The 25,983-nt window shown below is 49.8% G+C and carries 21 protein-coding genes; 1 reads left to right on the forward strand and 20 read right to left on the reverse strand.

Translation table 11 applies throughout. From position 1 onward, the window contains the following. Positions 1 to 29: 29 nt before the first annotated feature. The gene (locus tag M1L66_RS30115) at positions 30 to 1,244 is read left to right on the forward strand and encodes an ATP-binding protein (protein ID WP_187020371.1); all 1,215 of its coding nucleotides are present in this window, start codon (positions 30 to 32) and stop codon (positions 1,242 to 1,244) included. Between the two features lie 77 nt (positions 1,245 to 1,321). Here the strand turns inward: M1L66_RS30115 and M1L66_RS30120 are convergent, their stop codons facing one another. The 20 genes from M1L66_RS30120 to M1L66_RS30215 all read right to left on the reverse strand — a co-directional run bounded on the left by M1L66_RS30120 (position 1,322) and on the right by M1L66_RS30215 (position 25,967). Further along, a complete protein-coding gene (locus M1L66_RS30120; protein WP_434689306.1) occupies positions 1,322 to 3,403 on the reverse strand; it encodes a pyruvate formate lyase family protein in 2,082 nt (693 codons plus the stop codon). Next, a complete protein-coding gene (locus M1L66_RS30125; RefSeq protein WP_434689308.1) occupies positions 3,400 to 4,245 on the reverse strand; it encodes a glycyl-radical enzyme activating protein in 846 nt (281 codons plus the stop codon). Before M1L66_RS30125 ends, M1L66_RS30120 begins: the two co-directional genes overlap by 4 nt. A gap of 102 nt (positions 4,246 to 4,347) precedes the next feature. Next, on the reverse strand, positions 4,348 to 5,217 hold the full coding sequence (locus M1L66_RS30130) for a Dam family site-specific DNA-(adenine-N6)-methyltransferase (protein WP_187020375.1): 870 nt from the start codon (positions 5,215 to 5,217) through the stop codon (positions 4,348 to 4,350). Next, positions 5,208 to 6,257: a DNA adenine methylase gene (locus tag M1L66_RS30135; RefSeq protein WP_187020377.1), complete on the reverse strand. Its 1,050-nt coding sequence runs from the start codon at positions 6,255 to 6,257 to the stop codon at positions 5,208 to 5,210. Before M1L66_RS30135 ends, M1L66_RS30130 begins: the two co-directional genes overlap by 10 nt. Positions 6,258 to 6,494: 237 nt before the next feature. Next, positions 6,495 to 7,001, reverse strand: coding sequence for a CarD family transcriptional regulator (locus M1L66_RS30140; RefSeq protein ID WP_434689311.1), 507 nt, complete (start codon positions 6,999 to 7,001; stop codon positions 6,495 to 6,497). 661 nt (positions 7,002 to 7,662) lie between these two features. Next, positions 7,663 to 9,540 (reverse strand): sensor protein KdpD, encoded by a 1,878-nt coding sequence (locus tag M1L66_RS30145; protein ID WP_434689312.1) that lies wholly within the window; start codon positions 9,538 to 9,540, stop codon positions 7,663 to 7,665. A gap of 4 nt (positions 9,541 to 9,544) precedes the next feature. After that, positions 9,545 to 10,195: a potassium-transporting ATPase subunit KdpC gene (kdpC, locus tag M1L66_RS30150; RefSeq protein ID WP_434689314.1), complete on the reverse strand. Its 651-nt coding sequence runs from the start codon at positions 10,193 to 10,195 to the stop codon at positions 9,545 to 9,547. Positions 10,196 to 10,230: 35 nt separating this feature from the next. Beyond that, on the reverse strand, positions 10,231 to 12,318 hold the full coding sequence (gene kdpB, locus M1L66_RS30155; protein WP_187020383.1) for a potassium-transporting ATPase subunit KdpB: 2,088 nt from the start codon (positions 12,316 to 12,318) through the stop codon (positions 10,231 to 10,233). A gap of 25 nt (positions 12,319 to 12,343) precedes the next feature. Beyond that, positions 12,344 to 14,050, reverse strand: coding sequence for a potassium-transporting ATPase subunit KdpA (gene kdpA, locus M1L66_RS30160; protein ID WP_434689316.1), 1,707 nt, complete (start codon positions 14,048 to 14,050; stop codon positions 12,344 to 12,346). A gap of 29 nt (positions 14,051 to 14,079) precedes the next feature. Next, on the reverse strand, positions 14,080 to 14,157 hold the full coding sequence (kdpF, locus tag M1L66_RS30165; RefSeq protein ID WP_117502747.1) for a K(+)-transporting ATPase subunit F: 78 nt from the start codon (positions 14,155 to 14,157) through the stop codon (positions 14,080 to 14,082). A gap of 385 nt (positions 14,158 to 14,542) precedes the next feature. After that, entirely contained in the window at positions 14,543 to 15,931 is a 1,389-nt protein-coding gene (locus M1L66_RS30170) for an L-fucose/L-arabinose isomerase family protein (RefSeq protein ID WP_434689318.1), read from the reverse strand. 13 nt (positions 15,932 to 15,944) lie between these two features. Further along, positions 15,945 to 16,448, reverse strand: coding sequence for a hypothetical protein (locus tag M1L66_RS30175; RefSeq protein WP_434689320.1), 504 nt, complete (start codon positions 16,446 to 16,448; stop codon positions 15,945 to 15,947). Positions 16,449 to 16,461: 13 nt separating this feature from the next. Next, entirely contained in the window at positions 16,462 to 17,595 is a 1,134-nt protein-coding gene (locus M1L66_RS30180; RefSeq protein ID WP_434689322.1) for an alpha/beta hydrolase, read from the reverse strand. Positions 17,596 to 17,759: 164 nt separating this feature from the next. Beyond that, the gene (locus M1L66_RS30185) at positions 17,760 to 18,746 is read right to left on the reverse strand and encodes a carbohydrate kinase family protein (protein ID WP_434689324.1); all 987 of its coding nucleotides are present in this window, start codon (positions 18,744 to 18,746) and stop codon (positions 17,760 to 17,762) included. 12 nt (positions 18,747 to 18,758) lie between these two features. Further along, on the reverse strand, positions 18,759 to 19,604 hold the full coding sequence (locus tag M1L66_RS30190; protein WP_187020392.1) for a class II fructose-bisphosphate aldolase: 846 nt from the start codon (positions 19,602 to 19,604) through the stop codon (positions 18,759 to 18,761). A gap of 12 nt (positions 19,605 to 19,616) precedes the next feature. After that, on the reverse strand, positions 19,617 to 21,107 hold the full coding sequence (locus tag M1L66_RS30195) for an L-fucose/L-arabinose isomerase family protein (RefSeq protein ID WP_187020394.1): 1,491 nt from the start codon (positions 21,105 to 21,107) through the stop codon (positions 19,617 to 19,619). 26 nt (positions 21,108 to 21,133) lie between these two features. Beyond that, complete coding sequence (gene mglC, locus M1L66_RS30200) at positions 21,134 to 22,147, reverse strand: galactose/methyl galactoside ABC transporter permease MglC (protein ID WP_002604934.1); 1,014 nt, start codon at positions 22,145 to 22,147, stop codon at positions 21,134 to 21,136. A 52-nt stretch (positions 22,148 to 22,199) separates the two neighbouring features. Beyond that, positions 22,200 to 23,714, reverse strand: coding sequence for a sugar ABC transporter ATP-binding protein (locus M1L66_RS30205; RefSeq protein ID WP_434689327.1), 1,515 nt, complete (start codon positions 23,712 to 23,714; stop codon positions 22,200 to 22,202). Positions 23,715 to 23,873: 159 nt separating this feature from the next. Next, a complete protein-coding gene (locus tag M1L66_RS30210) occupies positions 23,874 to 24,998 on the reverse strand; it encodes a galactose ABC transporter substrate-binding protein (RefSeq protein WP_434689329.1) in 1,125 nt (374 codons plus the stop codon). A gap of 15 nt (positions 24,999 to 25,013) precedes the next feature. Next, positions 25,014 to 25,967, reverse strand: a complete 954-nt coding sequence (locus tag M1L66_RS30215; RefSeq protein ID WP_187020399.1) for an aldo/keto reductase — start codon at positions 25,965 to 25,967, stop codon at positions 25,014 to 25,016. Positions 25,968 to 25,983 lie beyond the last annotated feature (16 nt).

Below are 25,983 nucleotides of genomic sequence, written 5' to 3' on the forward strand. Positions count from 1 at the left end.
ATATCATGTTACCAGGAGGTTCTCGCCCTATGATCAACAGAGAATTATATATGAGTCGTATCCGCCCCTTTATAGGGCTGGATATTATAAAAGTGCTGACTGGCCTGAGACGGTCCGGAAAGTCTGTTATGCTCGAATTAATTAAAGAGGAACTGCTGCGGCAGGGGGTGACATCTGCGCAGTTTCTATCATTCAATTTTGAGGATATGAATAATATTCCGTATTGTACTGCCGAAGCGCTACACGATGAGATCAAAAAAAGAGTATCCGCTGTCGATGGAAAAAGCTATCTTTTTTTCGATGAAATACAGGAAGTCCGGGACTGGGAGCGCTGCATCAATTCACTCCGGATTGAATTAGAATGCGATATATACATTACCGGTTCTAATGCAAAACTCCTTTCAGGTGAACTGGCCACATACCTGGCTGGCCGGTATGTGGAATTTGTTATTTATCCATTTTCCTATCGTGAATTTTTAATGCTTTATCGGGAAATATACCCGGAGGCGACGGAGCAGAAAGTATTTTCCAGTTATCTGACCCTGGGCGGAATGCCGTATCTAAGCAATCTGCGTTTTGAAGCGGAACCCTGCCGGCAATATCTGACAGACATTTACAATTCCGTTGTTCTGAAGGATGTTGTAAAGAGAAATAACATACGCGACATAGACATGCTCGAGCGTATTATTGCATACATTTCCGCTAATGTGGGAAATACCTTTTCTGCCAATGCCATATCAAAATATCTGAAAAGCGAGTATCGTACCGTATCAACAGAAACCATTTTAAACTATATAAAAGCCTGTGAGGAGGCCTTTCTCCTCTATCGTGTCCGCCGGCAGGATCTCCAGGGAAAAAAAATACTTACAGTAAATGAAAAATATTATTTAGCAGACCACGGCATTCGTGAAGCTATCTTCGGTGAGAATCTGAAAGACATTAACCTGATTCTGGAAAATATTGTATATATGGAATTACTTAGACGCGGTTATCAGGTAACTGTCGGGAAATCCGGAGAACGGGAAGTAGACTTTATCGGCACCCGGCAAAAAGAAAAATTATATATCCAGGTTTCCTATCTGCTGGCTTCGGATGATACCATAAGCCGGGAATTTGGAGTATATGATCTGATCCGTGACAACTATCCGAAATATGTCGTTTCCATGGATGAATTTGATTTTGGCCGGAATGGAATTAAGCATAAAAATATCAGAGAATTTCTTTTAATGGCGGAATGGAATTAACTTGCCCCTCCGGTTGACTGCCCCCTTCGGCGCGGCAGTCAGCCGGAGGGGGCTGCTCCAACAAAATGGCCGGTCATTTATACAGCCAGCATCAGCTCCATCCTCTGAATAATATGATCCTGATACTCCTTATCCAGTTCCACAAAATAACCGCTCCACCCCCACACACGCACGATCAGATTCTTATAATTTTCAGGGTGCTTCTGTGCTTCCAGCATGGTATCCCGGTTTACGGAATTCAGCTGAAGCTGGTGGCCGCCCAGATCCATGAAGGACTTTACCAGCACCGCAACCTTGGCACAGCTCTCCTCTGTCCGGAACACGGTGTCATGAAGCTCCAGCGTCAGCGGGCCGCCGTTAATCACCCGTTTTAAATCCGGTTTGGTGAAGGACTGGATAATGGAAACAGGACCCCTGCATCTGGAAAACAGGCTGGGAGAGTAATTGGCGCCAAAGCCCTCCCCCTTTCGCCTTCCGTCAGGCGTCGCCGGCAGGTTCTCGGCATGGCGGATGTAATACATGGCGGAACCCGTTCCCGCCCGGTAAATGCCGCCTCTGTCATTGACCCGCCCCTTTAGGGAATCGGCAAAATCATTCAGCAGCCGGGCCGCGATCTCATCCACATAATCGTCGTTGTTGCCCATCTTGGGGGACTCATAACGCAGACGGTTGCAGAGAAGTTCCTCGCCCTCAAAGTCATTCCCAAGGGCTTTCACCAGCGAAGAGGCATCCATGCTCTTTTCCTCAAAGACAAACTTCTTTACAGCCGCCAAAGAATCCGCCGCCGTGGCAATACCCGTTCCATGAAAACCGTAATTGTTGTATTTGCATCCCAGGGACACATCGGTTCCATTTTCACAGCAGCCATCCATCATCAGGGATAAAAACGGAGCGGGAAAAAGGTAGACTCCGTTTACCCGTTTACATAATTCATCGGCCTGTGCATCGATTTTATCCCGGACCGCTTTCTCGAATTCATCATAGGACCGGCACTGCTCCAGTTTTTCCATAGCCGCGTCGGAGACGGCCTTCGTGAAGGAAAGCGCCTCGATATTGGGTATATCCATGGCGGCGCCCGGAATGATGAATTCCCAGCAGGCGGCTACCACGTAGCGGTAAGCATCTTCTTTCTTATACCCCAGTTCCATGAGGCCCGGAATCACCACGTCGTCATTGGAATACTGGGGGAAGCCAAGGCCCTGCCTGGTCAGCTGTGTCCCCAGTATGTAGGTGCCAAGCGGCGTCTTCTCATGCACGCGGAGATTGATCTTGGGATCGATCACCTTCAGCTCAAGGCTGGCTTTTAAGCACAGCTCTGACAGAAGGTTATAGCTGTCCGAACCATCTTCATTCAAGCCCCCGAGCACCAGGCTCTGGCCGTTGTCTCCCTGCTGCATGCCCGGGTATAAGTCGCTGTCCCGGTTAAAGGTTAAGAAGAATTCTTCCAGCAGCTCCAGCGCGCTCTCTTCCGTATACAGTCCTTTATCCAGATCGGCCTTTAAGTAGGGATAGATATACTGGTCGAACCGCCCCACCGTATTGTGGTAGTTCCGCCCGCACCACATCGTAAAATGGATGATCCGAAACATAGAAAGCGCCTCCAGAAAACTCTGCGGCGCGTGCGCCGGTACGGCTTTCAATGTCCTGGCGATCACATCATTCCCTTTCTTTTCGGCTAATTCCTGATATCTGGCAGCAAGGGAAAGCACATGATCCAGAATATCGATCTGTAGCTTTATATAATGTGCCTTTGCTGCCTCCCCCACTTGGGAAAACTGCTGTCTGAGCGCTTCCAGCTCCGCCTTTTTCGCATCAAAGCCCTGATTCAGCAGCTTCGTATAATCGACACTGATATTACACACGTCTCCCTTTTCGTGAATCCAGTGTTCCTTTCGAAGTTCTTCCATCTCCGCTTCCGTAAAAATCTCCGGAATCGTTGTCACCGTCCTGGTAAATGCAATCCGCTCATCCTCGAATAAAACCGGCTCTTCCTTATCCAGTACATAGATCAGCCGCCTGGCCGCCCGGTCCACATCCGGAGTATTTTCCGCTGCAAACTGCTCCGCCAGCACGTAAGGGTTCTCCTCTTTCTGCCACATGGCCTTCTGCCCCTTATCCACCACAAAAAACTGACGCATCCTCTCAATTCTCTCTGTCATAATACCTCGCTCCTTATTCCATATTCTTCAAATATTTTCTGTGACACCCATACGGCCTGTTCCGGGTCAAAGACCGGCCTGTACTCCTTCTCCACCATGGCATACTTGGCCCCCGCCGTCTTATGGTAGGGCAGAAGCTCTACCTTGATCAGTGCCCTGGCCCCTGCGATCCATTTTGCAGTACTCCTAAAATTCTCCTCGTTGTCATTCACGCCCGGAATCAGCGGGATGCGGATAACAAACGGAATCTCCCCCTCACAGAGTATCCGGGCATTTCTTAAGATCCTTTCATTGTCCACTCCTGTATACTTTTTGTGAAGGACGGCATCAAACAGCTTGATGTCCATCATCACATAATCCAGATGGGCGGTCACACGCCGAAAGACGTCCTCCTCACAGTAGCCGGAGGTCTCTATGGCGCGGTGCACATCCGGAATACCGTATAAAACTTCCGTCAAAAAGTCCGCCTGCATAAGCGGTTCACCTCCCGAAAATGTCACTCCGCCGCCATACCGGGCGTAGTAATCACTGCTCTTTCGGATCCGCCGGATTAATTCCCCCGAGGTCATCCTTTCACCCGCAATCCGCCTTAAATGCAGCGGACATACAGGAATACATTCCCCGCAGCTGATACACGTCTCATGGCGGCACACCTCCCTGCACTTCCCGCAGCCAGTGCAGGAGGCGGTGCTGACCATCAGCTGGGGAACGCCGCTTAACCCCTCCGGATTGTGGCACCAGCTGCACCTCAAGGGACAGCCCTTTAAAAATACGGTCTGCCGAAGGCCCGGACCATCGAAAACGTTAAACTCCTCCACATCGAAAACCACTCCTTCTCTCATTTCCGCTCCTTTACATTAACGTTAATGTTATCGTTAATGTAATTATAGAAGACGGCCTCCGAAAAGTCAATAAAAAAAAAGCGTCACATAGCATGACGCTTTCTATTCCCCTGCCCCCTCCGGCACGTAATTGGTAATCAGAACCTCCACCGTCACCGCGTCCCTATCCTTAAAATGATAGTTGCAGTTGGCGTAGCTCTTATCGATGTAGGTGATATGGTAATTTTGGCTCCATTCGATGAGAAGATCGTTGGAGAGTCCCTTGTGATACAGGACATTGGAGAGCGCAAACCTCGTTCCCTGACCGTTCAGCCGGTCCAGCAGCCCTAAGAGCGCCGCCTCCTCCTCCTCGTGCCAGTCCCGGAATCCGCGGTTCCCATCGTTATAGGAGCCGGTAGATATAAGATACGGCGGATCACAGTAAATCAGGTCGTTTTCTCCCAGGAATCCCAAATCCATCTCCCGGAAATCCGTAGTGGAAAATACGATATCCTTCTCCTTTAAGGCCCGGCAGAAGGCGGTTAAATTCTTCTCGATGTTTCCGTTGAAGGAGCTCCTGTTCGTCCCAAAGGGAGAGTTAAATTCATGGCTGTTATTAAATCGGATCTGATGGTTAAACGCATAGCAGGTCAGAACGAATAACTCAGTCAAATCTTTGCTCTCATTATAGTGGCGTCTCAGTTCAAGGTAGCCTTCCTTATTCTGCTGGGTCAGCTGGTACGCAGCGATCAGGCCCCGGATGCGCGTAAGAAGCACCTCCGTCTCCATCTCCCGGAACAGGCCAAACATCCCGATCAAATACGTGATCTGATCGTTGCAGAAGATGCGGTCCGCCTCCACGTTGATCCCCACGTTAAAGCCCCCGGCAAACAGATCCACAAAACTGCCGATCTGCCGCGGAAATGCGCCCAGAACCGGCTTTAAGATCTTATATTTGCCCCCGGTATAGTTCAGCGGGCTCTTTATATACATGGTTCCACCTGCTTTTCTACGTAAACGAGCAGTTCCTTTAAGCGTTCGGTCTCTTTCACCTTTCTGCTCTTATATCTCCTGTATGGAATCTCATAAATGTGAAATGTCTCCGGTTTTCCATACGTCTTCATGATTCTCTCGATGTCCTCCGTCGTCATCAGACCATCCGTGCTGTAGCTTAAAATGATGTGCTGAAAACGGGCGTTGCTGATGAGCCGTTCGAAGGCGTCGGTCACATTCTTCTTCATGCAGAATTCCGATTTCTGATTCTCATAAGGCCTCTGACCCGTGACGCCGGTAACCTCCGGGTAGTCATATCTGGCCGCCGTCTCCAGAACATGGTAATTCGGAAGATACTGGCGCTCATTGTAGGGCGGGTCAACGTAGAGAATATCGCCCTGCAGCCGTTTTAACAGCTCGGCCCCGTCCTCGTTGTAACAGCGGTTCTCCCTGTGATTCGTCGTCACATCCAGCCGGAACAGCTCATATTTCTTATAGCTGCGCCGTTCCCAGCTTTTGTGATACGCACCGTACGTACCGGAAGTATTGGATACAAACGGGATTCCCTCCACGATGCAGGCCACAAGATAGTAGTATTCATTCTCATCCAGCAGTCCCGCGTTCTTCCAGTCCTCCACGGTACATCTGGCATAGTCAATGCGCAGGGCGTTGTCATCGTTTAAATACATACGGCCGCCTGTTGGGGCGTACGTATTCTGAAAGAAACGTCTCTCCTGCACCAGGTCCTCCATGTCCCGGGTCTCTTTTCCGTTAAAGTACTCCACTGGGTCCGTAATGCCCAGTTCTTCCTTCAGCCGTCCAAACTCCGGCACACTGTCATTCTCTATGGTAGCGCGCTGCAGTACGTATGAAAAATACAGCAGATCGTTGGAATACACCTCATACCACTGCTTAAAATGTCTCGCCACAGCCGCTGTTCCCGAAAAAATATCGCAGAAGCTCCGGGCATCCGGCGCCTTTTCTTCTGCAACCGCTCTGATATGATCCAGCAGCAATGTCTTGCTTCCGATAAACCTCATTGTTCTTGTCCCTCTGTTTCGACTTTTGTTGATTCCCGTGAGCAACGAGCCTGTCGTTCCGTCTGATGGCAGCATGCCCCTTTTTATCGGGCACTGCCGTTCACGGGGCAAATCCCCCGTAGTTCGCTGCGGGGGATTTAACTGCACATAATTATTCTTATTTTACCATGCATTTTGCTTTTTTGCCATCAAAAAAGTTGACAGAAAAATATTTTTCTGCGGGGGAGTCTTATCACATCAGTTCAGCTGCTTTACTCTGTCCGATATGATTGATTCCACATCTTCCCTATTTACGTTAAGAGCGGCAGCCAGTTCCCGGTACAAAAAGTCTTCGGCCAGACGTAAATAGACGTCGTCCTTCGCCGTGTACCGTTTTCCGGTCTCCAGGCGTTTCCGGTTTTTCAAATAGATGGTCTTGATAATCCGGCTCCATCCCGTGCACTCATTTGTCTTCATAATTTCTCTGTACTCGTGTTCCGCTCTCTTCTCATCAGCGACCTGTATCATCTCCTGTCCCTGAATTCCGTCAATCAGTTTCCATGCCTCCTGTTCCGTTATCGCACAACGCATGGAAGCGTCCTTTTTATCCACCGGGGTATAGATTTTATTTTTCTCCGAATACAGCGGTTCCAGCGTATAGTAAAGCCGGTCTTTCGTTGCTGAATCCATCTCCAGCTTTCCAATCGCCTTTACCTCACAGATCCCATAATTTCCATAGACAACACGGTCATTTACCTGATACATTATTACCTCCTTTGAAACCAACCAACAGATACTGCCAAATCGATCATTCCGAGACAAAACCTCATCTGAGAATAAAAAAAAGATGCTTCAGAAGTGAATGCATCCGAAGGCATCAATTTTGATTTACTTCTATTATAGCACATCACGCAGGCATTTGACAGTATTTTTTCTGGTAATCACCATACTCACTCCAAAACAGGGGCAATTGAGGGAGGCTCACGGCGCGCGGCAGACGAAGGACAGGCTTCTTTAGAACGACCGTAACCAAACGGTACAGCCTGTCATACTATATATCAGCAGGACAAATCCCTGCGGATCTTCTTCCCGATCATTATAGAAGATTTATCGTGAGTGATTCCGCAACAGCCGCCACAACAGCATTACCGGTTTGATCCTCCTTGCCGGCGCGGACTCTGCTTTCCGCAGGGTGACTGCTGCCTTAGCTTTCCATGTATGCTGTTATCCTGCTGCCGCAGGAGCGGTAAGAGAGTGTAAGATCATGAAGTGCTGTTTTTTGTTCCTCCAAATAAACAGAGAACGTGATTTACTTCCGACTTCCATGAAGGCTTTGATATAGATAAGAGGAAAACTCCCGCTTTATAACGGGAGTTTTTCACATTCTGCGGAGCGGGGCTGACGCCTGCCCGTTCTTCGGCTTCACCTACATACCGGGATTATGTCCCCAGAAATCACCGTACCGTTTCGAGAATGCCAGCGCTGCCTCATTCAGCATAGCACTGATGATTCCATACTCAAATTCAGCGATTCCCCTTCCCTCTTCCAGATAGATTCCCACCACCGCGTAGACGGTCTCATCCAGTCTCACGGGAAGATAGATTGCTTTCGCGCTGGGCAGGGCGCTCGTACTGCATCCGGCCCGTTTGCCATTGCTCATCACCCATCCGGCTGTGGCTGTCTCCTGCTGCTCCTTAAAAAAATCCAGTTCCGACGCCGCCACACCCTTTTTCGGATAAAAATCAGGCCCATTGAAGGAAAGCGTATGATCTCCTTCTCCCCGCAAATAAAAGATGACCGATAAATCCATCAGCTGGACGATTCGCTCCGCCACCTCATTCTCTACATCCCTGATCGTGACGCACCTTCTGAGCCGGGAAGAATTTTCCAGGAGGATCTCCAGACGATGAGACTTTTTTATCAGTTCCTGGGACTGGCGCTTGACGGTTGTGAGCAGCGTTGCAATGATAAATGCCGTAATCAAAAGCATGATCACATGTTCCCGCGCCATCCATATTCCAAATATCCGGAACACAAGAAAGGTGGCCAGGCAGGTAAACGCCGTAATCTTAAGCGTATCCATGTAAATATGTTTATACGCGGTCATTTTCTGCCCGAAGTCACTCATCGTCAGCGCACGCCGTTTTCCAGCCGCCGTCGCATCTGGTATGATGTAAATATCCAGGTTGGGGACGTACTGCGCCACCCGTTCCGCCGGGGTACCCTTGGTCTGCCCCAGGATGATCCGGTGATTCGTTCTTCCCAGGACGATTTTTGATACGTTTGACATCCTGGCGTAGGCGGCGATCTGGTATGCGACGTCTTCCCCGTATACCGTGGCAATCTTCGCCCCCAAAGCCTTAGCCAGCTGTATGTTGTCTTCCAGAGCCTTCTTATTTTTCAGAGACGCCCCTGACGTCAGCGGCGTTTCGACATAGAGAGCCGTAAATTCCGCGTGAAATGCGTATGCCAGCCTCGACGCCGACCGAATCACCTTCGCGCAGGTCGGGGATGGAGAAATACAGGTGAGTATGTGCTCTCCTGTATAATAGTCTCCCGTCTTTTGATGATTTTTCTTCTCTTCCACCGCCAGATGATTCACCCGGTCAGCCGTGCGCCGGAGTGCGATCTCTCTTAAGGCCGCCAGCTTTTCCCTCGTAAAGAAATGGTTTACGGCCCGCTCCGCCTGCTCTTTTTTGTAAATCTTTCCCTCTGAGAGCCTGATTAACAGCTCCTCCGGCTCTATATCCACGACCTTAACCTGATCGGCGTAGTCAAACACGCTGTCCGGGAACTTTTCCCGCACGGTAATTCCGGTAATACTTCCCACAATGTCGTTTAAGCTTTCGAGATGCTGAATATTTACGGTCGTCCACACATGGATTCCCGCGTCCAGCAGTTCCTCGATATCCTGGTAGCGTTTCATATGTCTCAGACCGGGAGCGTTAGTGTGAGCCAGCTCATCCACCAGGCAGATCCGGGGATGGCGTTTTAAAGCGGCGTCCAAATCGAATTCTCTCAGCTTTGTTCCTCTGTATGATACCATCAGCGGCGGAATCGTCTCAAGTTTCTCGGCCATCTTCTGAGTATCCCGGCGGACATGAGGCTCTATGTAACCTGCTGCCACGTCTTCTCCGCTGTCGGCAGCCTCATGGGCGGCCTGCAGCATGGTATATGTCTTTCCGACACCGGCCGCGTAGCCCAGATAAATTCTGAGCTTTCCGCGGCCGCCTTCTTCCCGCTCTTCCTCCTTAAGCCTGGCCAGCAGCACTTCCGGATCAGGGCGCGTGTCATTTTCCTGCATTACCCTATCCCTGCTCTCTCGTAATCATGCCCAATGCTTCCGCAATGTCCAGGTTGCATCCCAGCACGTTGACTGTCTCTTCCCCAAATATGCCCAAAACCTTTCCTGTTGTGTTTCGGTCGATGATATTATTAAGCGCCTCTTCCGTCAGGCCGGATGCCTTCGCCACTGCCCCAACCTGTACCTGCGCGCCCTGAACCGTTATATGTGGGTCCAGTCCGGAACCGGAAGCGGTCAGGAGGTCTGAAGGAATGTCTTCCTGCTTCACATCCGGGTGCGCCTCCATCCAGGCTGCCATATCTTCTTCCACACGTGCCTTTAATTCCGGGTTGGAGTTTGCGTAGTTAAACGATCCGGAAGATACGCCGCCGTAGCTGCCGTCCTCTTTCTCCTCGTCCGTGTAGCAGTTATAGTTTACAGAGGACACTCTCCCATGGAAAAAACGGGAATCCTCGAACTGCTGTCCTACAAACTCTGAGCCTACCACCTGCTCCTGTCCGCCCACCTGGACCGTAATCAGGCTGCCGTTTGCCTGTTTCGGGAAAAATGCCTGCCCGGCCAGTGTCAGCGCCGCCGGATAGACAACGCTGCACAGGACACCCAGGACGATGGTGCATATCAATGCATTTTTTAAATAATTCATAAATGATTTCATCCAAATCTCCTTCCATACGTTCTCTGCCCATTAGTCTACAGGCCCAGCACGGCCAGCAGCGGGGCCACAATCATATCAATCAGTTTAATGCCGATAAACGGCACGATCACTCCGCCGACACCGTAGATTCCCATATTTTTCAACAGCATTTTTTCCGAACGCATCGGTTTATACTTCACGCCGCGCATGGCGATGGGGATCAGGCTCGGGATAATGACTGCGTTAAAGATCAGAGCCGACAATATTGCGCTGTACGGGGTTGTCAGCTTCATAATATTCAGCATGTTCATCTGCGGAATCACCAGCTGGAACATGGCGGGTATGATTGCAAAATACTTCGCAACGTCATTTGCAACAGAGAAAGTCGTTAAGGAACCTCTCGTGATCAGAAGCTGTTTTCCAATCTCGACCACCTCCAGAATCTTCGTCGGATCCGAATCTAAGTCTACCATGTTGGCGGCCTCTTTGGCGGCCTGTGTGCCCGAGTTCATTGCCAGCCCCACGTCCGCCTGAGCCAGGGCCGGCGCATCATTGGTTCCGTCTCCCGTCATGGCTACGATCTTTCCTTCTGCCTGTTCCTTCTTAATCTCGGTTATCTTGTCTTCCGGCCTGCACTCTGCGATGAATCCGTCCACGCCGGCTTCTTTCGCAATGGTGGCCGCAGTCAGGGGATTATCTCCTGTACACATGACCGTCTTGATTCCGATCTCCCTTAACCTGGCAAAACGTTCCGCCAGACCAGGTTTGACCGTATCCTTTAAATAGACGACGCCGTAAATTTTATGATCGGCACAGACGGTAAGCGGTGTTCCGCCCAGTTTCGAGATCTCTTCCACAATTTTATCCAGGTCCTTCGGGATTCTGCCGCCTTCGGCCAAAACCAGCTCTTTTACGGCTTCTCCCGCACCTTTACGGATCCTGGTGCCGTCAGATAAGTCCACCCCGGACATTTTTGACTGAGCTGTAAATTCAATAAAGTTCATTTTTCCCGCCATCGATTTTTCAACGCGGCTGCCCATTTTATAACCCAGATCCGTAATGGATTTTCCCTCCGGAGTGGCATCTTCTAAGGAAGCGAGAACGGAAAGGTCGATTAAATCCATTTTGTCTATGCCTTCCACGGGATAAAAATCCGCAGCCAGACGGTTTCCAAAGGTGATGGTACCCGTTTTATCGAGAATCATGGTGTCTACGTCACCGCAGGCTTCCACCGCTTTTCCCGACATGGCAATGACATTAAACCTCGTCACCCGGTCCATCCCGGCGATGCCTATTGCGGAGAGCAGGCCGCCAATGGTAGTGGGGATCAGGCAGACCATGAGCGCCACAAGGGTTGCAACCGGAATTTGAACACCGGAGTAAACCGCAAATGGATAGAGGCAGACTATGACAATCAGAAATATGATGGTCAGGCCGACCAGCAAGGTGTTAAGAGCTATCTCATTGGGCGTCTTCTGCCTGGATGCCCCCTCGACCAGAGCAATCATCTTATCGAGAAAGGAGCCGCCCGGCTCCGCTGCTATCCTGATCTTCAGCCAGTCGGACACCACCGTGGTGCCGCCGGTTACTGATGAGAAATCGCCGCCTGCTTCACGAGTAACCGGAGCGGATTCACCGGTAATGGCCGACTCATCAACGGAGGCAATTCCTTCGATTACCTCTCCGTCATTGGGAATCAGCTCATTGATTCTTACAATGACCACGTCCCCCTTCTTTAACTCAGAAGCGGAAACCTCCGTTTCAGAGCCGTCGTCCCTGAGTAAATGGGCGACCGTATCCTTCTTCGTCTTCTTCAGCGTCTCCGCCTGGGCCTTTCCACGTCCCTCAGCCACCGACTCGGCAAAGTTAGCAAATAAGACCGTAATAAAAAGGATCAGCGTCACAATCACATTATAGGTTCTTAAGGACGCTGCTGGAAGCTTACCGGCAAGTGCCTGCACATCTCCAAACAGGTTGGGGACGAAGCAGAGAACCAGAGTAATAAGAAATCCGGCTTCCACCACAAACATCACCGGGTTTTTAAGCATATATCTGGGATCAAGCTTCTGAAACGCTCCGATTACGGAGCTCTTTAATATGTCACGCGTTATAAACTTTGTTGACTGTTGTCTCTTTTTTGACATTTGAAATTGCCTCCTAAACTCAACTCTATAACGGGAACCAGTTCGTCAGATGTTCTGCGACCGGTCCAAGGGCAAGTGCCGGGAAGAACGTCAATGCCGCGAAAATATATACGATAAATACGAGTATCAGTGTAAATATCACATTATCCGTTCTGAGTGTGCCGATTGTCTCATTTACCCTGCGTTTTGCAAGGATACTGCCTGCGATTGCCAGTTGAATGATAATTGCCGGAAAACGTCCGAAATACATGGCCAGTCCTGCCGTAATGTTCCAGAATGCGGTATTGTCAGCGAGCCCTTCAAATCCGGAGCCATTATTGGCGGCGGAGGAACCATACTCATACAAGACCTGTGTCAGCCCATGGAATCCGGGGTTTGTGATACCGGCCAATCCGCCCGGCGTTGCAACGGCCAGTGCGGAGAAGCCAAGAATCAGGAGCGGATGCACGATCAGACAGATGGCAACCAGCTTCATTTCCTTTCCTTCGATCTTCTTTCCTAAATATTCCGGCGTACGGCCGATCATCAATCCGCACAGGAAAACCGCAAGGATTACGTACATGATCATGTTCATAAGACCTACGCCCTTACCTCCAAATACACAGTTCAGCATCATGTGCAGAAGCGGCACCATGCCCCCCAGCGGGGTCAGCGTGTCGTGCATATTGTTGACTGTTCCCGTGGTAAACGAGGTAGTCGTTGTGGTAAAAAGAGCTGACTGGGCGATACCGAACCGGACTTCCTTTCCCTCGTAGGAGCCCATACTCTGATTCAATCCGACTCCTGCCAGAATGGGATTCCCTGCCTTCTCTGCTGTATAGCAAACGGTGATGCCGATCAGGAAAATAATTGCCATTGCTGCAAATACCGTTCTGCCCTGACTGCCAAAAACAGTTTTTTTACCGGTTCCCCGGGGTCTGTCAGCTATCATATGTCCAAAAGCAATCACACAGGCTCCGGGCAGTATCATCATGGAATACAGCTCTGCCAGATTGGTAATAATTGTCGGATTCTCCAGCGGCGTGGAAGAGTTTGCCCCTAAAAATCCACCGCCGTTGGTACCGACGTGCTTAATGGATTCCAAAGCCGCGATCGGACCGGTAGCAATATCCTGCCATTTTCCTTCCAGCGTATGTACGGTGAAATTCGTCTGGAAGTTCTGCGGCGTCCCCTGCCAGATCAGGATCAGGCCGACAATAAAGGAGAGTGGAATCAGAATACGGGTGGTATTTCTGACCATATCCTCATAAAAATTCCCCATAGGCCGCCCCGACAGACCGCGGCAAAATGCCATGCAGGCTGAGTAACCGGTTGCAGCCGAAGTAAACATCATAAATATTATAACGGCCACCTGACTTAAGTAGGATAGTCCCGACTCACCGGAATAATGCTGGAGATTCGTATTGGTCATAAAGGATATAATCGTATTATAGGAGAGCGTTGGTTCCATGGCTCCGATTCCGTTGGGGTTCAGCATCAGCAGCCCCTGCGCTCTAAGTACCACATATCCGATTAAAATCATTACCGCGTTGGCCATAATAAGGTTCAGTGCATAGACCTTCCAGTTCATACTCTCACGGTTGATCCGGCAAACCCTGTAAATCAAATTGTCAATCCTGTCAAATACCGGATCTGCAAACGTCTTTTGCTTCGCTGCCACATGATACAGATAAATTCCAATGGGGATTACCAGTATCATATAGATAAGCAATGTCATCATAATCTGAAACATTTCAGTTATTCCTCCTCATATCTTCTGCCCTACAGTCTCTCAGGATTAACCAGGGCATACACCAGATATGCCGCCAATCCCGCAATGATAACGCCTAAAATCACCATACCGCTCACTCCTTGTCTGCTGAATTGTCTATTCGTAAATCTTTAGGGCGTGTTCCCTTTTATTCGCTTACACGCCTTATTTCTTTGGCTTCGGATCCACCTGGGAATCGCACCAGTTTACGAACAATTTCATGAGAATACAGCTGACTAAAATAGTTCCGATCATGCAAATGTCCATCATGCCCTTTACCTCCTTAATCTGTTCTGTAACAGATTCTTATTCTATCATCACTCCGTATAAACATTCCAAGGCGATTCCAGTGATTGCTATAAATATTCTGTAAATAAAGAAAAGCCCCGCTCTTTTTGGAGAAGAGTGGAACTTTTCTGTGTTTTGGGAATTATTTAATTGACATCCTATATAGATTTCATAATACCATTTCCTTTACAGGCTATAAATTTCCCGGATATCCGCATCATCAAATATGATATCGAGATATCTGGCCACCTCTCTTAATACTGGCTTATAAGAGCCGTATGCACAGCCGAGATGGTGAATGTATGGACCAAACATCAGCTTCTCTTCCCACCGTTTCCAGTCGTCTACTTTCAGATAGACGTAGGTTCCGTTGGTTTCCGGCCCTTCCGTCGTATCGCCTTCCCCGGCAAACAGATAGTACTTTCCCTCCGCGTCATCGAACCGGCATGTGGTCATATGACCCGGCCTCATCCGAAAGCGCTCCTGTCCGTCCACCAGTGCGGCCGGGCTGTCCTCCGCCTTTAAAGAATAGGGGAATGGGCCGCAATGCCACAGCAGTTCTGAATTGTCATGAATCGGATTGCGGATTGTCAAATCAGCCAGGAACGGCGGCTTCTCATACAGACTGCATGCCCGCAGAATCGCAAGGGTAATTGCTCCATTAACATCCGCCTCACATGCGAGAGGATACCCTTCATCCGCCATCTCCCCCAGCGCCACACACGGACATACACCGATCAGGGAAGGAAAGGCGGACCAGCATTCAAACGCACCCACGGAACAGTCATTTTCCCGCATAAGCTCTGAAAGCGCCAGCTTCGTGGCCGCTGCCATTTCCACCAGTTCCTCTCTCATCGCAACTGTGTTCATACGCTCAGTCAGATCATTGTAGTAGGAAAGAAAATCCTCCGTTTTCTTTTCCATGATCTCCTTTGCCCGTCTGCTTACCTCAGCAGGGGAGATGGGGATCACAGTAACCCCCATGCGGCGGATCAAATCGGCTTCATTCGTCATGACGCTCATAAACGGAACCGGGCGGTCGCCTATTTTTGCCAGACGCAGGTTCCGAAGTGCCTTCAGCACAGCCGCCGTTCGGATAAACCGGTCATATCCCTGTGCAAATGCATCGCTCTCCGTCTCACAGTTATAAATGTAGCTGTACTTCACACCATGGCGCCTGAGCACCTTAGTCGCAGCGAACATTCCGCACTGGGTATCCCGTCCCCGGCTTACGTCCGTATTCGGCCTCTCGTCCCTGGCTCCCCAGATCAGCACCGGCAGATGAAACGATGCCGCAATCTGTGCCGCTGCCTGTTCCTCTCCGAAATCACAGAACGGGAGGAAAAGCGCATCAATCCCGGCAGTCTTAAATTTCTCCACGATTTTGGGTGTCTCCTCCGTCCTCCAGCAGATTCCGTTCTCACTGATATCATCGATATCAATGATATCCACTGATTCGGACAGTGTTCTTCTGATCACCGCCATAAAACGATTCTTTTGGCGAACAGCTTCCTCCATGCTTAGAAAGCTTCTCTTAACCGGAGCTACCCCCAGTATAACCTTCTGTTTATACATGAGCATTTCCCTCCTACATAATCAGTACGCCCTTTTTGTCCTCTTCCTCAATCCTTAAGTACACCATATCATTCTGAAATGTCCTTCCTGGAAGCATACAGATTAAATGAGCCTCCGGTTCATTCACCGGATACTGTCCTCCATGGACGATCATGGGATTCAGTTTTACAAAGGTGTGTTTGGGAACATAAAATCCTTCCAGATTCTCAATCCTCAGTTCTCCCATTTCCGGTACGCCCACATAGATAATCACCTCATCGTCAAGGGGGATCAGGCCTTCACACGTATATTTATGGTATTCCAGAAAGTCCACGACCATCCGATCCTGTTTATAGACATGACAGCAGGAGACCGTAGGCAGGGTAGTTTTTCCAAAATCCAGTGTCAGTAAATCGGGATAAAAATCTCCGCACGGAATTACTCTGTTCTTCATTTCATCATCGGCTGTCAGTTTCTGATATACACCATATTTTCTAAACGCCTCATCGCTCAGACACCGCACCTTAATCTCTTTCATTACGTACCCTCCTTCACAGGCAGGCGAAATCCGCCGCCATCTCCATCAGCATATCTTCAACCTGAGGGGCGTAGCCCAGACGGTCAAAGGTGCCATGAACAATTCCTCCATAGCGGATATGGCGTACGCTCACTCCCGCATCCTGCAGAATCTTCGTGAACAGCTCACACTCCGGTCTTAAGTAATCGTATTCCGCAGTCATAATTAACGTCTTCGGGAATCCCTTAAAATCACCCTCGACCGGATTGATATACGGAGTGTGGATATCTTCATTATCCTCTAAATACCAGCCGCATACTTCTCTTTTCATCGCCCCGGTCGTCTCAATCTGTTCCTCAATAATCCGGTTACCGCCAGGATTGTCAAACATTTCTCTCTTCCAGACATAGTACGGATTACTCATATCCGGGTCCCACACGACAGACGGGTAGATAAGGCCTGCATAGGAAATGCAGCTAATCCCTTCCTGTCGGTCCCAGAGAGTTACCGTAACAGCCATGGTTCCGCCCGCACTGTCTCCGGAAATCCCGATCTTCGTCCTGTCCACGCCGAGCATACCCGCGTTTTCCCATACCCATCGGACCGTCTCACAGCACATGTGAAATGAAACCGGATACTTCACTTCCGGCGACAGCGGATAATCTACAGAGATAACAACGGCATCTGCCAGTTCGGCAAAACGCTTACACTGATTCTCCACGGTCAGTGTATCGCCTCCGAAGAAGCCTCCTCCGTGGATAAATATCAGACATGGTTTTTCTGCTTTCCCGTTCTCCGGTGTATAGATCCACCTCACACCTCTGTATCCATCCTGATCCATAGAGACAAATCTGGTTCTGACTCCGGAACTTCGGTCCAGAGTCCTCCAGCCGAACTGATATCGCAGCTGTTCCAGCAGGGTATGCCCCTCCGGATTATCCATTCCAAGCAGCTTGTCCTGATTTCTTAACAGCTCCGGGTCAATCTCGCCAGCCCGCGTCTCGAAATCTTCCTTTGTCAGCGTCGCAGCAGCCTCCGTCCTCGGATCGAGACAGCCTTCCTCCCGGTCATAACAGCTGCGGACCGCAATCTCTGCTCCGTCTGCACAGATCCGCCTTTCCCCGGCTTTCAAGCTTACCAATAGTTTCTGATACAAGTTTCTGTCCATGTTGAAGCCCCTCCTAATATTCTGCAATCTCCAGGCGTTCCCCATCCGGTCCGCGGAAGAATGCGAACTTCATGCCGTGTTCCCAGAATTCCTTTCTAAACAGCTTTTCCGTCTCAAAGATAATGCCTTTTGCCTGTAACCTCCGGCAGCTCGAGAAATCCGATTCATAAATCTCTTCCCCTATTAAATTTCATCACACTCCGGTAGAATGCCTTTCTCGGTTCAATACCGGAGTAGTCGATCGTGTTGTCCTCTAAAAACTGTTCCACCATGGCACGGTCAGGAATTCCCACTCTGCCGCCCAGACTGGTACAGTTGATGTACGATACCGCACTTGCAAATTTTGCGCAGTATTCCAGCTCCCAGCCCTGACTGTGTGCGTATAGGAAGCCTCCGTGAAATACATCTCCGGCTCCTGTCGTATCGACGATTTTGTGTCCTGAAAACGGAGGGAGCCTGAATGTATTCCCTGACCGGTCCGCTCCTGCGCAGCCTTTGGATCCCAGCGTCACTATGACGATCTGCGGCCCTTTCTCAACCAGCCGTCTGCAGTTCTCCACGTAATTCCCGTCGTCAAACAGCGCGCCGTAGAATTCCTCCGATATAATCAATATATCAGAGTTTGTCACCAGGAAGTCCGCTTCGGCCGTATACGCCCCACCGTCTACCGATACGAGAACCCCGTTCTTTCTTGCTAACTCAACAGCTTTTTTCTTTGCAGAGCATTCAATCATGCTGGTATGTATATACCTTGCTCCTGCGATGTAGGACTCATCAACCTGTACGTCGGTCAGAGGTCCGTTTACGCCCATTTTCCCCAGAAAGCTCCTGCCTTTTGTCTCTTCCTCCGCCAGACAGATAGTAAAGGTCGTCCCTCCCTCCTGTGTATACAAATGAGAGACATCCACACCGTGGCGGATCATATCATCACGGCAGAATGTACCGAATTCGTCGGTACCCACCACTCCCAGCATACTGCACTTCGCCCCCAGACGGGCCAGCGCCGCAATGGCGGAAGAGGCGTTTCCTCCGGACTGCCATAAATAATCGTGCATGACACTCATGGAATCCGTTTTTGGCAGCCGGTCAATGCTCACTGCAAAATCCATGATTGGATTTTCCACCCCAATTACATCATAAACCTTCTCCATGACAGACTCCTTTTACAATACGATTTTCGAAAGTTCCAGCCTGCCCGCAATATATTCGGTCAGCCTTGGCTGTATATATTCCGGAAAACCAAAGGGATCCGCCTTCGAAAAGTCCTGTGCATAGAATTCCTGATTCAACCTCGTATTTAAATTGAAAAATTCCGTTCCGATGTTGATCTTGTTGATTCCATTGGAAAAGGCCTGCGCCAGCTGGTCATCCGGAATACCAGTACCGCCATGAAGAACCAGAGGAATATCCGTAGCGGCGCTCAAGGTCTTTAAATGTTCGATATCCAGTTTCGGTGTGCTCTTATATACCCCATGCGCGCTGCCGAAAGACACGGCAAGAGAGGTGACTCCCGTCTTCTCCACAAACTCCCTGACCTCGTCCGGTCTGGTAAAAAACTCCTTCCGGCTGAATTCATCGGAATCAGCTGCCGTTCCCACATGTCCCAGCTCACCTTCCACATCAACATCGAAATTCCGGGCGACTTCCACCACCTTTTTTGTAAATGCAGCGTTCTCCTCAAACGGAAGTACGGAGCCATCTGCCATTACCGATGGGAAGCCCTCATGAACCGCCTCAAGAATCATGTCAAAATCGCTGCAGTGATCCAGATGCAGCCCTACCGGGACAGATGCACGTTCTGCGTAATATCTGGTCACTTCCGCAAACACACCGAAGGGCATGATATTTCTCATACCAGGATACAACATGACAATCACCGGTCTTCCGGCGGTCTCCGCACCCTTAATCACGGATTTAATCATATTGACATCCGCGGCGTCAAACGCAAGCACACATGCATTGTTCTTTTTTCCCATTGCCAGCAGTTCTTTTACTTTTACGTACGGCATTCCATATCCCTCCTACATCTCTTCCACGGGCTCGACGCTGTCATGTGCGACCGGGCCCAGATACTTACAGGCTTCCTTTAATACTTTTGCAAAGCTGCCGTGAATTCCGCTTACATGATGAATATACGGTCCATACATAAGCTTTTTCTCCCATTTCACCCAGTTCTTCACTTTGAACCAGACGTAATTTCCAGTCGTCTTTGGACCTTCTGTTCCCTCGCCTTCATCAGCCAGAAGCATGTAGTTTCCATCATCCTGGTCGAACCGTACCACAGTAAGCGGTCCGCCTTCGATCTCATACATTCCCTTGCACTCTCTGACAGCCGGAACCGTTCCTTTCCTCACAAGTGACTTTGCAAAAGGCCCGCAGTGCCAGAGAAGTTCCGCATTATCATCCTCCGGATGGCGTATGGTGACATCAGCGATAAACGCCGGAGTGGCGTATCTAGCTGCTGCCTGCAGCAGAACCGCACCAACTGCCGCATGAATATCCGTCTCACATGCCGCAGGCAGTCCCCGGTCAAACAACTCCGCCAGCACAAAACAGCTTGGAATTCCATAGGAATCCTGGGAGAAGCCCCAACAGTCCACCGCTACCGCCTGACATCGGTTCACTGAGGCAAGATCCATAATGGCAGCTTCTAAATATGCCATCTTCTCCACTGCCTCGTGGCCGATCGAAGACCAGTCCACGGCTTCCTCAATCTCTTTCACGATATTGGCAATCCGGGGATCCGGTAACATTCCCTCTTCTAACGGAAGAGGCTGCTGTCCCATAGGTAGCTCACAGCCTTCCGGTGAAAGAGGCATGTTTCTCTTTAATTTCTCAACGGTACGTTTTACCTCCTCCGGCCATATCGGGACAATCTCAATGCCGAATTTGGAAAGCAGCTCCGATTCATTAATCTTGACAGATAAAAACTGCCGCGGCCGCACTCCGATCTGACCGATCCGCATGCCACGGAATGCCTTTACAACGGAAGCCACCCGCAGGAATTCTTCAAAACCACGGTCCAGCACCTGGCTGTCCAGCCAGCAGTTTTCTACGTAGGTAAACGGAACATGGTAACGCTTGAGAGCTCTGGAGGTTGCAAACATTCCGCACTGTGTGTCGAAATCTCTCGGGCCGGTCTTGCCGGACTGATCCGTCTCCGGAGAAGGATCTCTAGGCCCCCATAAGAGAACCGGCTTTCCGATCTCCGCAGCAGTCTTTGCTACCACTTCCTCCTGTCCGAAATTACAGTGCGGAAAGACGATCGCATCTACCTTCTCCGCCCGGAATAAAGCCACGACCTTTTCCACATCACGAAGATCCCAAAGCATACCGCCGTCGACCACCGCATCTATGGTTACCAGACGGATATCTCCATTACTTTCCGCCATCTCTTCAAACCGCTTTACCACCCGGTCCTTTAAAGCAATTGCCGGTTCCGGCGGGAACATATCCCTGCGGACCGGAACCATACCGAGTACGATCGTTCTGTCCTGTGTATATCGAATCATAAGTTATCCTCTCCGCGAAGAAACGCTTACCGTTTCTTTGCATATTTACGAACGTCAATAGCTACTGCAATTACGATGATTGCTCCTTTTACAACATTCTGCCAGTATGGATTGATTCCTACGAAGGTCATTCCGTACTGAATTACGGTAAATACCGTAACACCAATCGCTACACCAGGAACCGCGCCGACACCTCCGGCCACGGAACAGCCGCCAACCACACAGGCAGCGATGGCATCCAGTTCATAGCCCTGCCCATAATTGTTCGTAGCACCGCCGGTTCTGGCCGCTTCCAACGCTCCTGTAAGTCCATAAAATGCTCCGGCGATAATATAGACGATCATAATAATTCTCTGGACGTTGATTCCTGAGACTCTGGCTGCCTCCTGATTGCCGCCCACGGCAAACAGCGTCTTTCCAAACCGGTGATAATTCAGTACGATATGACAGGCGATCATCAGAACGACCGCAATGATTAATATGTATGGTATACCGAAGAAGGAACCGGTACCCAGCTTTGAGTATGTCTTTAAAAAACCGCCTAACGGCTGGGAACGGTTTGGCTCCATGTTATAGTAAATGGAGATTCCGCCGTAAATGATAAGCTGAACGCCCAACGTGCCAATAAAAGCGGGAACATTTAGCTTCGCCACTACGATTCCGTTTAACAGCCCCATAGCCATCCCCATCAGAAGACAGGCAATGATAGGAACGATAATCGGAAGTTCCTGCAGATTTGGGAAAAACTTATTGGCGTAAGTGGACATCTGTGCCAGTGACCCCGCCAGGACAGCCGCCGCGCCGAGCATACGGCCTCCGGACAGATCCGCACCACCGGACAGAATAACAAACATACACCCCATTGCCATAATCAGTCTCGTTGAAGACTGCATTAAAATATCCCGAAATACACGGAGGGACAGAAATGCCGGATTCTTTACTGTTATCAATATAATAATTGCGATTAAGACAAGATAGATCGCATTGTTCTGCGCCCATTTCTTTATATCAAACTGCTTCGTCTGCATGATATTAACCAATCCTTTCTCCTTATCCGGGCCCGGACGTACCCACCGCCGGTCCCCGGCATATTTAACTCACCTTGCTGGCAAACTGCATAATCTTGGAATCATCAATGTCCGGTCCTTCCAGGAAACCGGTCACATGCCCTTCGCACATGATCATCACCCGGTTTGACATTCCCATTAGTTCCGGCATCTCTGAGGAAATCATAATAATGGACTTTCCCTCCTTTGCCAGATTCAGCATGATGGTATAAATTTCGTATTTGGCACCGACATCGATTCCTCGAGTCGGCTCATCGAGAATTAAAATATCCGGGTTTGTCAACAGCCACCTGGCAAGAAGTACCTTCTGCTGGTTTCCACCCGATAAATCGGCAATTCTCGTGTCCCTGGTCGGTGTTTTTATATTCATGGTTTTAATATACTCGTCCGTATCCTGGCGGCATTTTTTCAAATCCAGCATTCCCATGACATTGCTGTATTCTCCAAGCTTTGCAATTACTGTATTGTCCAGCACACTTGCCCCCGGTATGATTCCCGTCGCCCTTCGTTCTTCCGTCAGAAGTCCAATTTTATTGGCAATGGCATCCGCCGATGATTTGATGGAAATCTTTTTTCCGTCCTTATAGACCTCGCCCGACTGAACGCCGCGGATTCCAAACAGCGCCTCCATCAGCTCGGTTCTCTGTGCTCCCACCAGTCCGCCCAGCCCCAGAATCTCCCCGCGGCGCAGCTGAAACGAGCAGTCCTGAAACGACATTGGATTGGGGGAGGTGAAATTTTTGACCTCCAGAACCACGTCTCCCGGCTTGTTGTCAAGTTCCGGAAACCAGTTATCCATCTGACGGCCCACCATCCGGTTAACAATCAGTTCCTCTGTCAGTTCTTCCGCCGGCCACGTTCCGATCTTGCAGCCGTCACGCATAATTGTCACTTCATCGGATATCTTGAGAATTTCATCAATTTTATGAGATATGTATACAATAGCAATTCCTTCCGAGGTCAGCTTACGGATTACTTCAAAAAGCGTAGCGGTCTCCGTCTCTGTAAGAGATGATGTGGGCTCATCCATGATAATGACCTTCGCCCCATAAGAGATCGAGCGCGCAATCTCACCAAGCTGCAGCACAGATGACGAAAGTTCGATCGCCTGTGTTCTGGGGTCTACGTTCATATGAAGCTGGTCAAAAAGCCGTTTCGTCTCCTCATACATCTTCTTATGGTCTATAAAAGAGAGTCCCGCGATCTTCTTCTCCGGCATCCGCCCTACCCATATATTTTCCGCTATGCTCCTTCTGCGGATTGGATTCAGTTCCTGATGAATCATGGATATTCCTGCTTCCAAACCCTGGCGGGGATTATCAAAGTGTACTTTTTCTCCTTTAAAATACACCTCTCCCTCATCCGGATCATACAGGCCGAAAGCACATTTCATCAGAGTCGATTTTCCCGCGCCGTTTTCTCCCATCAGAGCATGTACCGTTCCTGGCCTCAGCGTAAAAGAAACGCCGTTCAATGCCTTTACACCCGGAAAGCTTTTGCTGATGTTTTTCATTTCCAATATGATACTCTTATCTTCCATACTGTCTTCTCCTGCTTCTGTTTATACGGTCATCCCTTTGCGGCAGCCGCCAGACAGGCCTGCAGGCACATCCGTCCGGAATACGGTCCGCAGAAATAGCCGTGACAATGAGCGTGGACCGGTATGTATCATACCGGTCCACCAAAAAAGGACTGGCGACTATTCGTATTTTGAAAGATCCGCGTCTTCAAGATTATCCTTGGTTATCGCCACATAATCCAGCCATACCCGTTTATGTTCGTCGATATCGTATCCCAGATTTTCTGATGTGATTTCTTCTCCTGCTTCCAGAAGTTCCAGGATCTTATAGATACATTTCCCCATGGTTACCGGATTGTTTAATGAGGTTGCCAGCATCGTTCCGTCCTCCAGTGCCTGAAGTCCCACTTTGGTCGCGTCAACGCCAAGTACCGGAATGTAATTACTTTCGTCAGTAAAGTATCCGGCTGCCTTCAGCGCCTCAATTGCTCCAAGGGCCATGTCATCGTTATTGGCAAATACAATGTCAATATCATCCGCATTAGCGGAAATTACGGATGCCATCTGATCCTGCGCCTTCGCTCTCTGCCATTCGCAGACAACCTCCAGCAGGCAGTTGGTTTCCACTCCGGCTTCCTTGACGGTATCGATGGAATACTTGGTTCTCATCTCCGTATCATAGTTTCCGATCTGTCCCATCAGCATGACGTAATCCATCTTGCCGTTTCCATTGCGGTCAGCCTCCGGATGCTCTTTCCAGTATTTAGCTGCAGCCTCTCCCTGCACCACACCGGACTGCTCGGCCGCAGAGCTGACAAAATAGCAGGGGCCGTAAGAATCCATCTCCTCGTCCGAAGGAGAATCTGTGTTCCAGAAAATAATCGGAAGATCCGCCTTGCGTGCTACATCGATAACCTGATCCTTCGCATTGGTATTGATATTATTAATCACCAGATATTCACAGCCTTTTGTCACAAACGCGTCCATGGCGTTCATCTGAAGGCCCACATCAAACTGGGAATCGGAAGTCTCGACAGAAACAGTGCCTGTTTCCGCTGCTTTTAACACAGTATTGCGTACGTTGGCAATATGGGTATCGGAATACATATAGCATGTCATGCCTGCAACCGGACGCTCTGCCTTTGATTTGCCTTCCGTGGCCGCGGCTGCCGCTTCTGTAGCCGCCGTCCCTGTATCCCCTCCTGCCGTGGCTGGAGGCGTCTCCGCCGCCTTCTGGGAACATGCTGTCATAAATAATGCTGCTGTCATGGATAATGCAAGTGCCTTTTTAACTGTTTTTTTCATATGCTTCCTCCCATTTTAAAAACCTATATTTAATCTTACCAGTTCCTGATCCAAAGCCGCGATCTCATCCTCGGCCAGTTTCCACTCAAACGCCTTACAGTTCTGGGCTGCCTCCTGCTCATTTCTGACACCGCAGAGCGCCGTTCCCACGAAATCCTTCTGGGTACTCCAGTTAAGCGCCACCTGCGCCACGGGGACGCCGTGACCTTCGGCGATTCGGTCCATGGTCTTTAAAAATTCCATGATTTTAGAAAATACCGGCTCTCTGAAGAAATCATAAAATGTCAATCTCATATCACCCGGTTCGAAATCAGGCATGGTACGGATCGCACCCGTCAGTATTCCGGAGCCGAGAGATCCATAGGTCATAGAATCGATTCCTCTTTCATATCCCCACTTCATCAGACCGGTAAACTTCTGGTTTACCATGGAATACGGGGGCTGCTGAACATCGATATCGGCGTATTCCTCTGCTGCCAGAATCTGTTCCTCACTGAAATTGGATACGCCGATGAACCGTATCTTTCCTTGTTTTTTCAGTGTGTTTAATGCCGCCATGGTTTCATCAATGGGCGTGTTCACATCCGGCCAGTGGACGTAGTAAAAATCGATGTAATCCGTCTCCAGATTCATCAGAGAGCTTTCCACCTCGCGCATGACGCTCTTATAGCTGGCGTGTTTTATGTATTCGCCGGAATAGACGTCTGTGATCAGACCAAATTTCGTGGAAATAAGAATCTGATCTCTCGGAATCCCCCGAAGCGCCTCCCCCACAATCTTCTCGGACGCACCGTTTCCATAGCACGGCGCCGTGTCTACGAGGTTGACTCCCTGGTCAATCATGGTCCGGATCGCTCTTACCGAATCACTCCGGTCAACCTGGCCATAATTCTGGCCGCCGATCGCCCAGGTGCCCACCGCCAGTGCCGAGACGGATACATCGGCGTTTTTAAAATGCTTGTACCTCATAACTGCCTCCTCCTTT

It is taken from the genome of Hungatella sp. SB206 (assembly GCF_051132295.1).
Lineage (GTDB): Bacteria > Bacillota > Clostridia > Lachnospirales > Lachnospiraceae > Hungatella > Hungatella effluvii.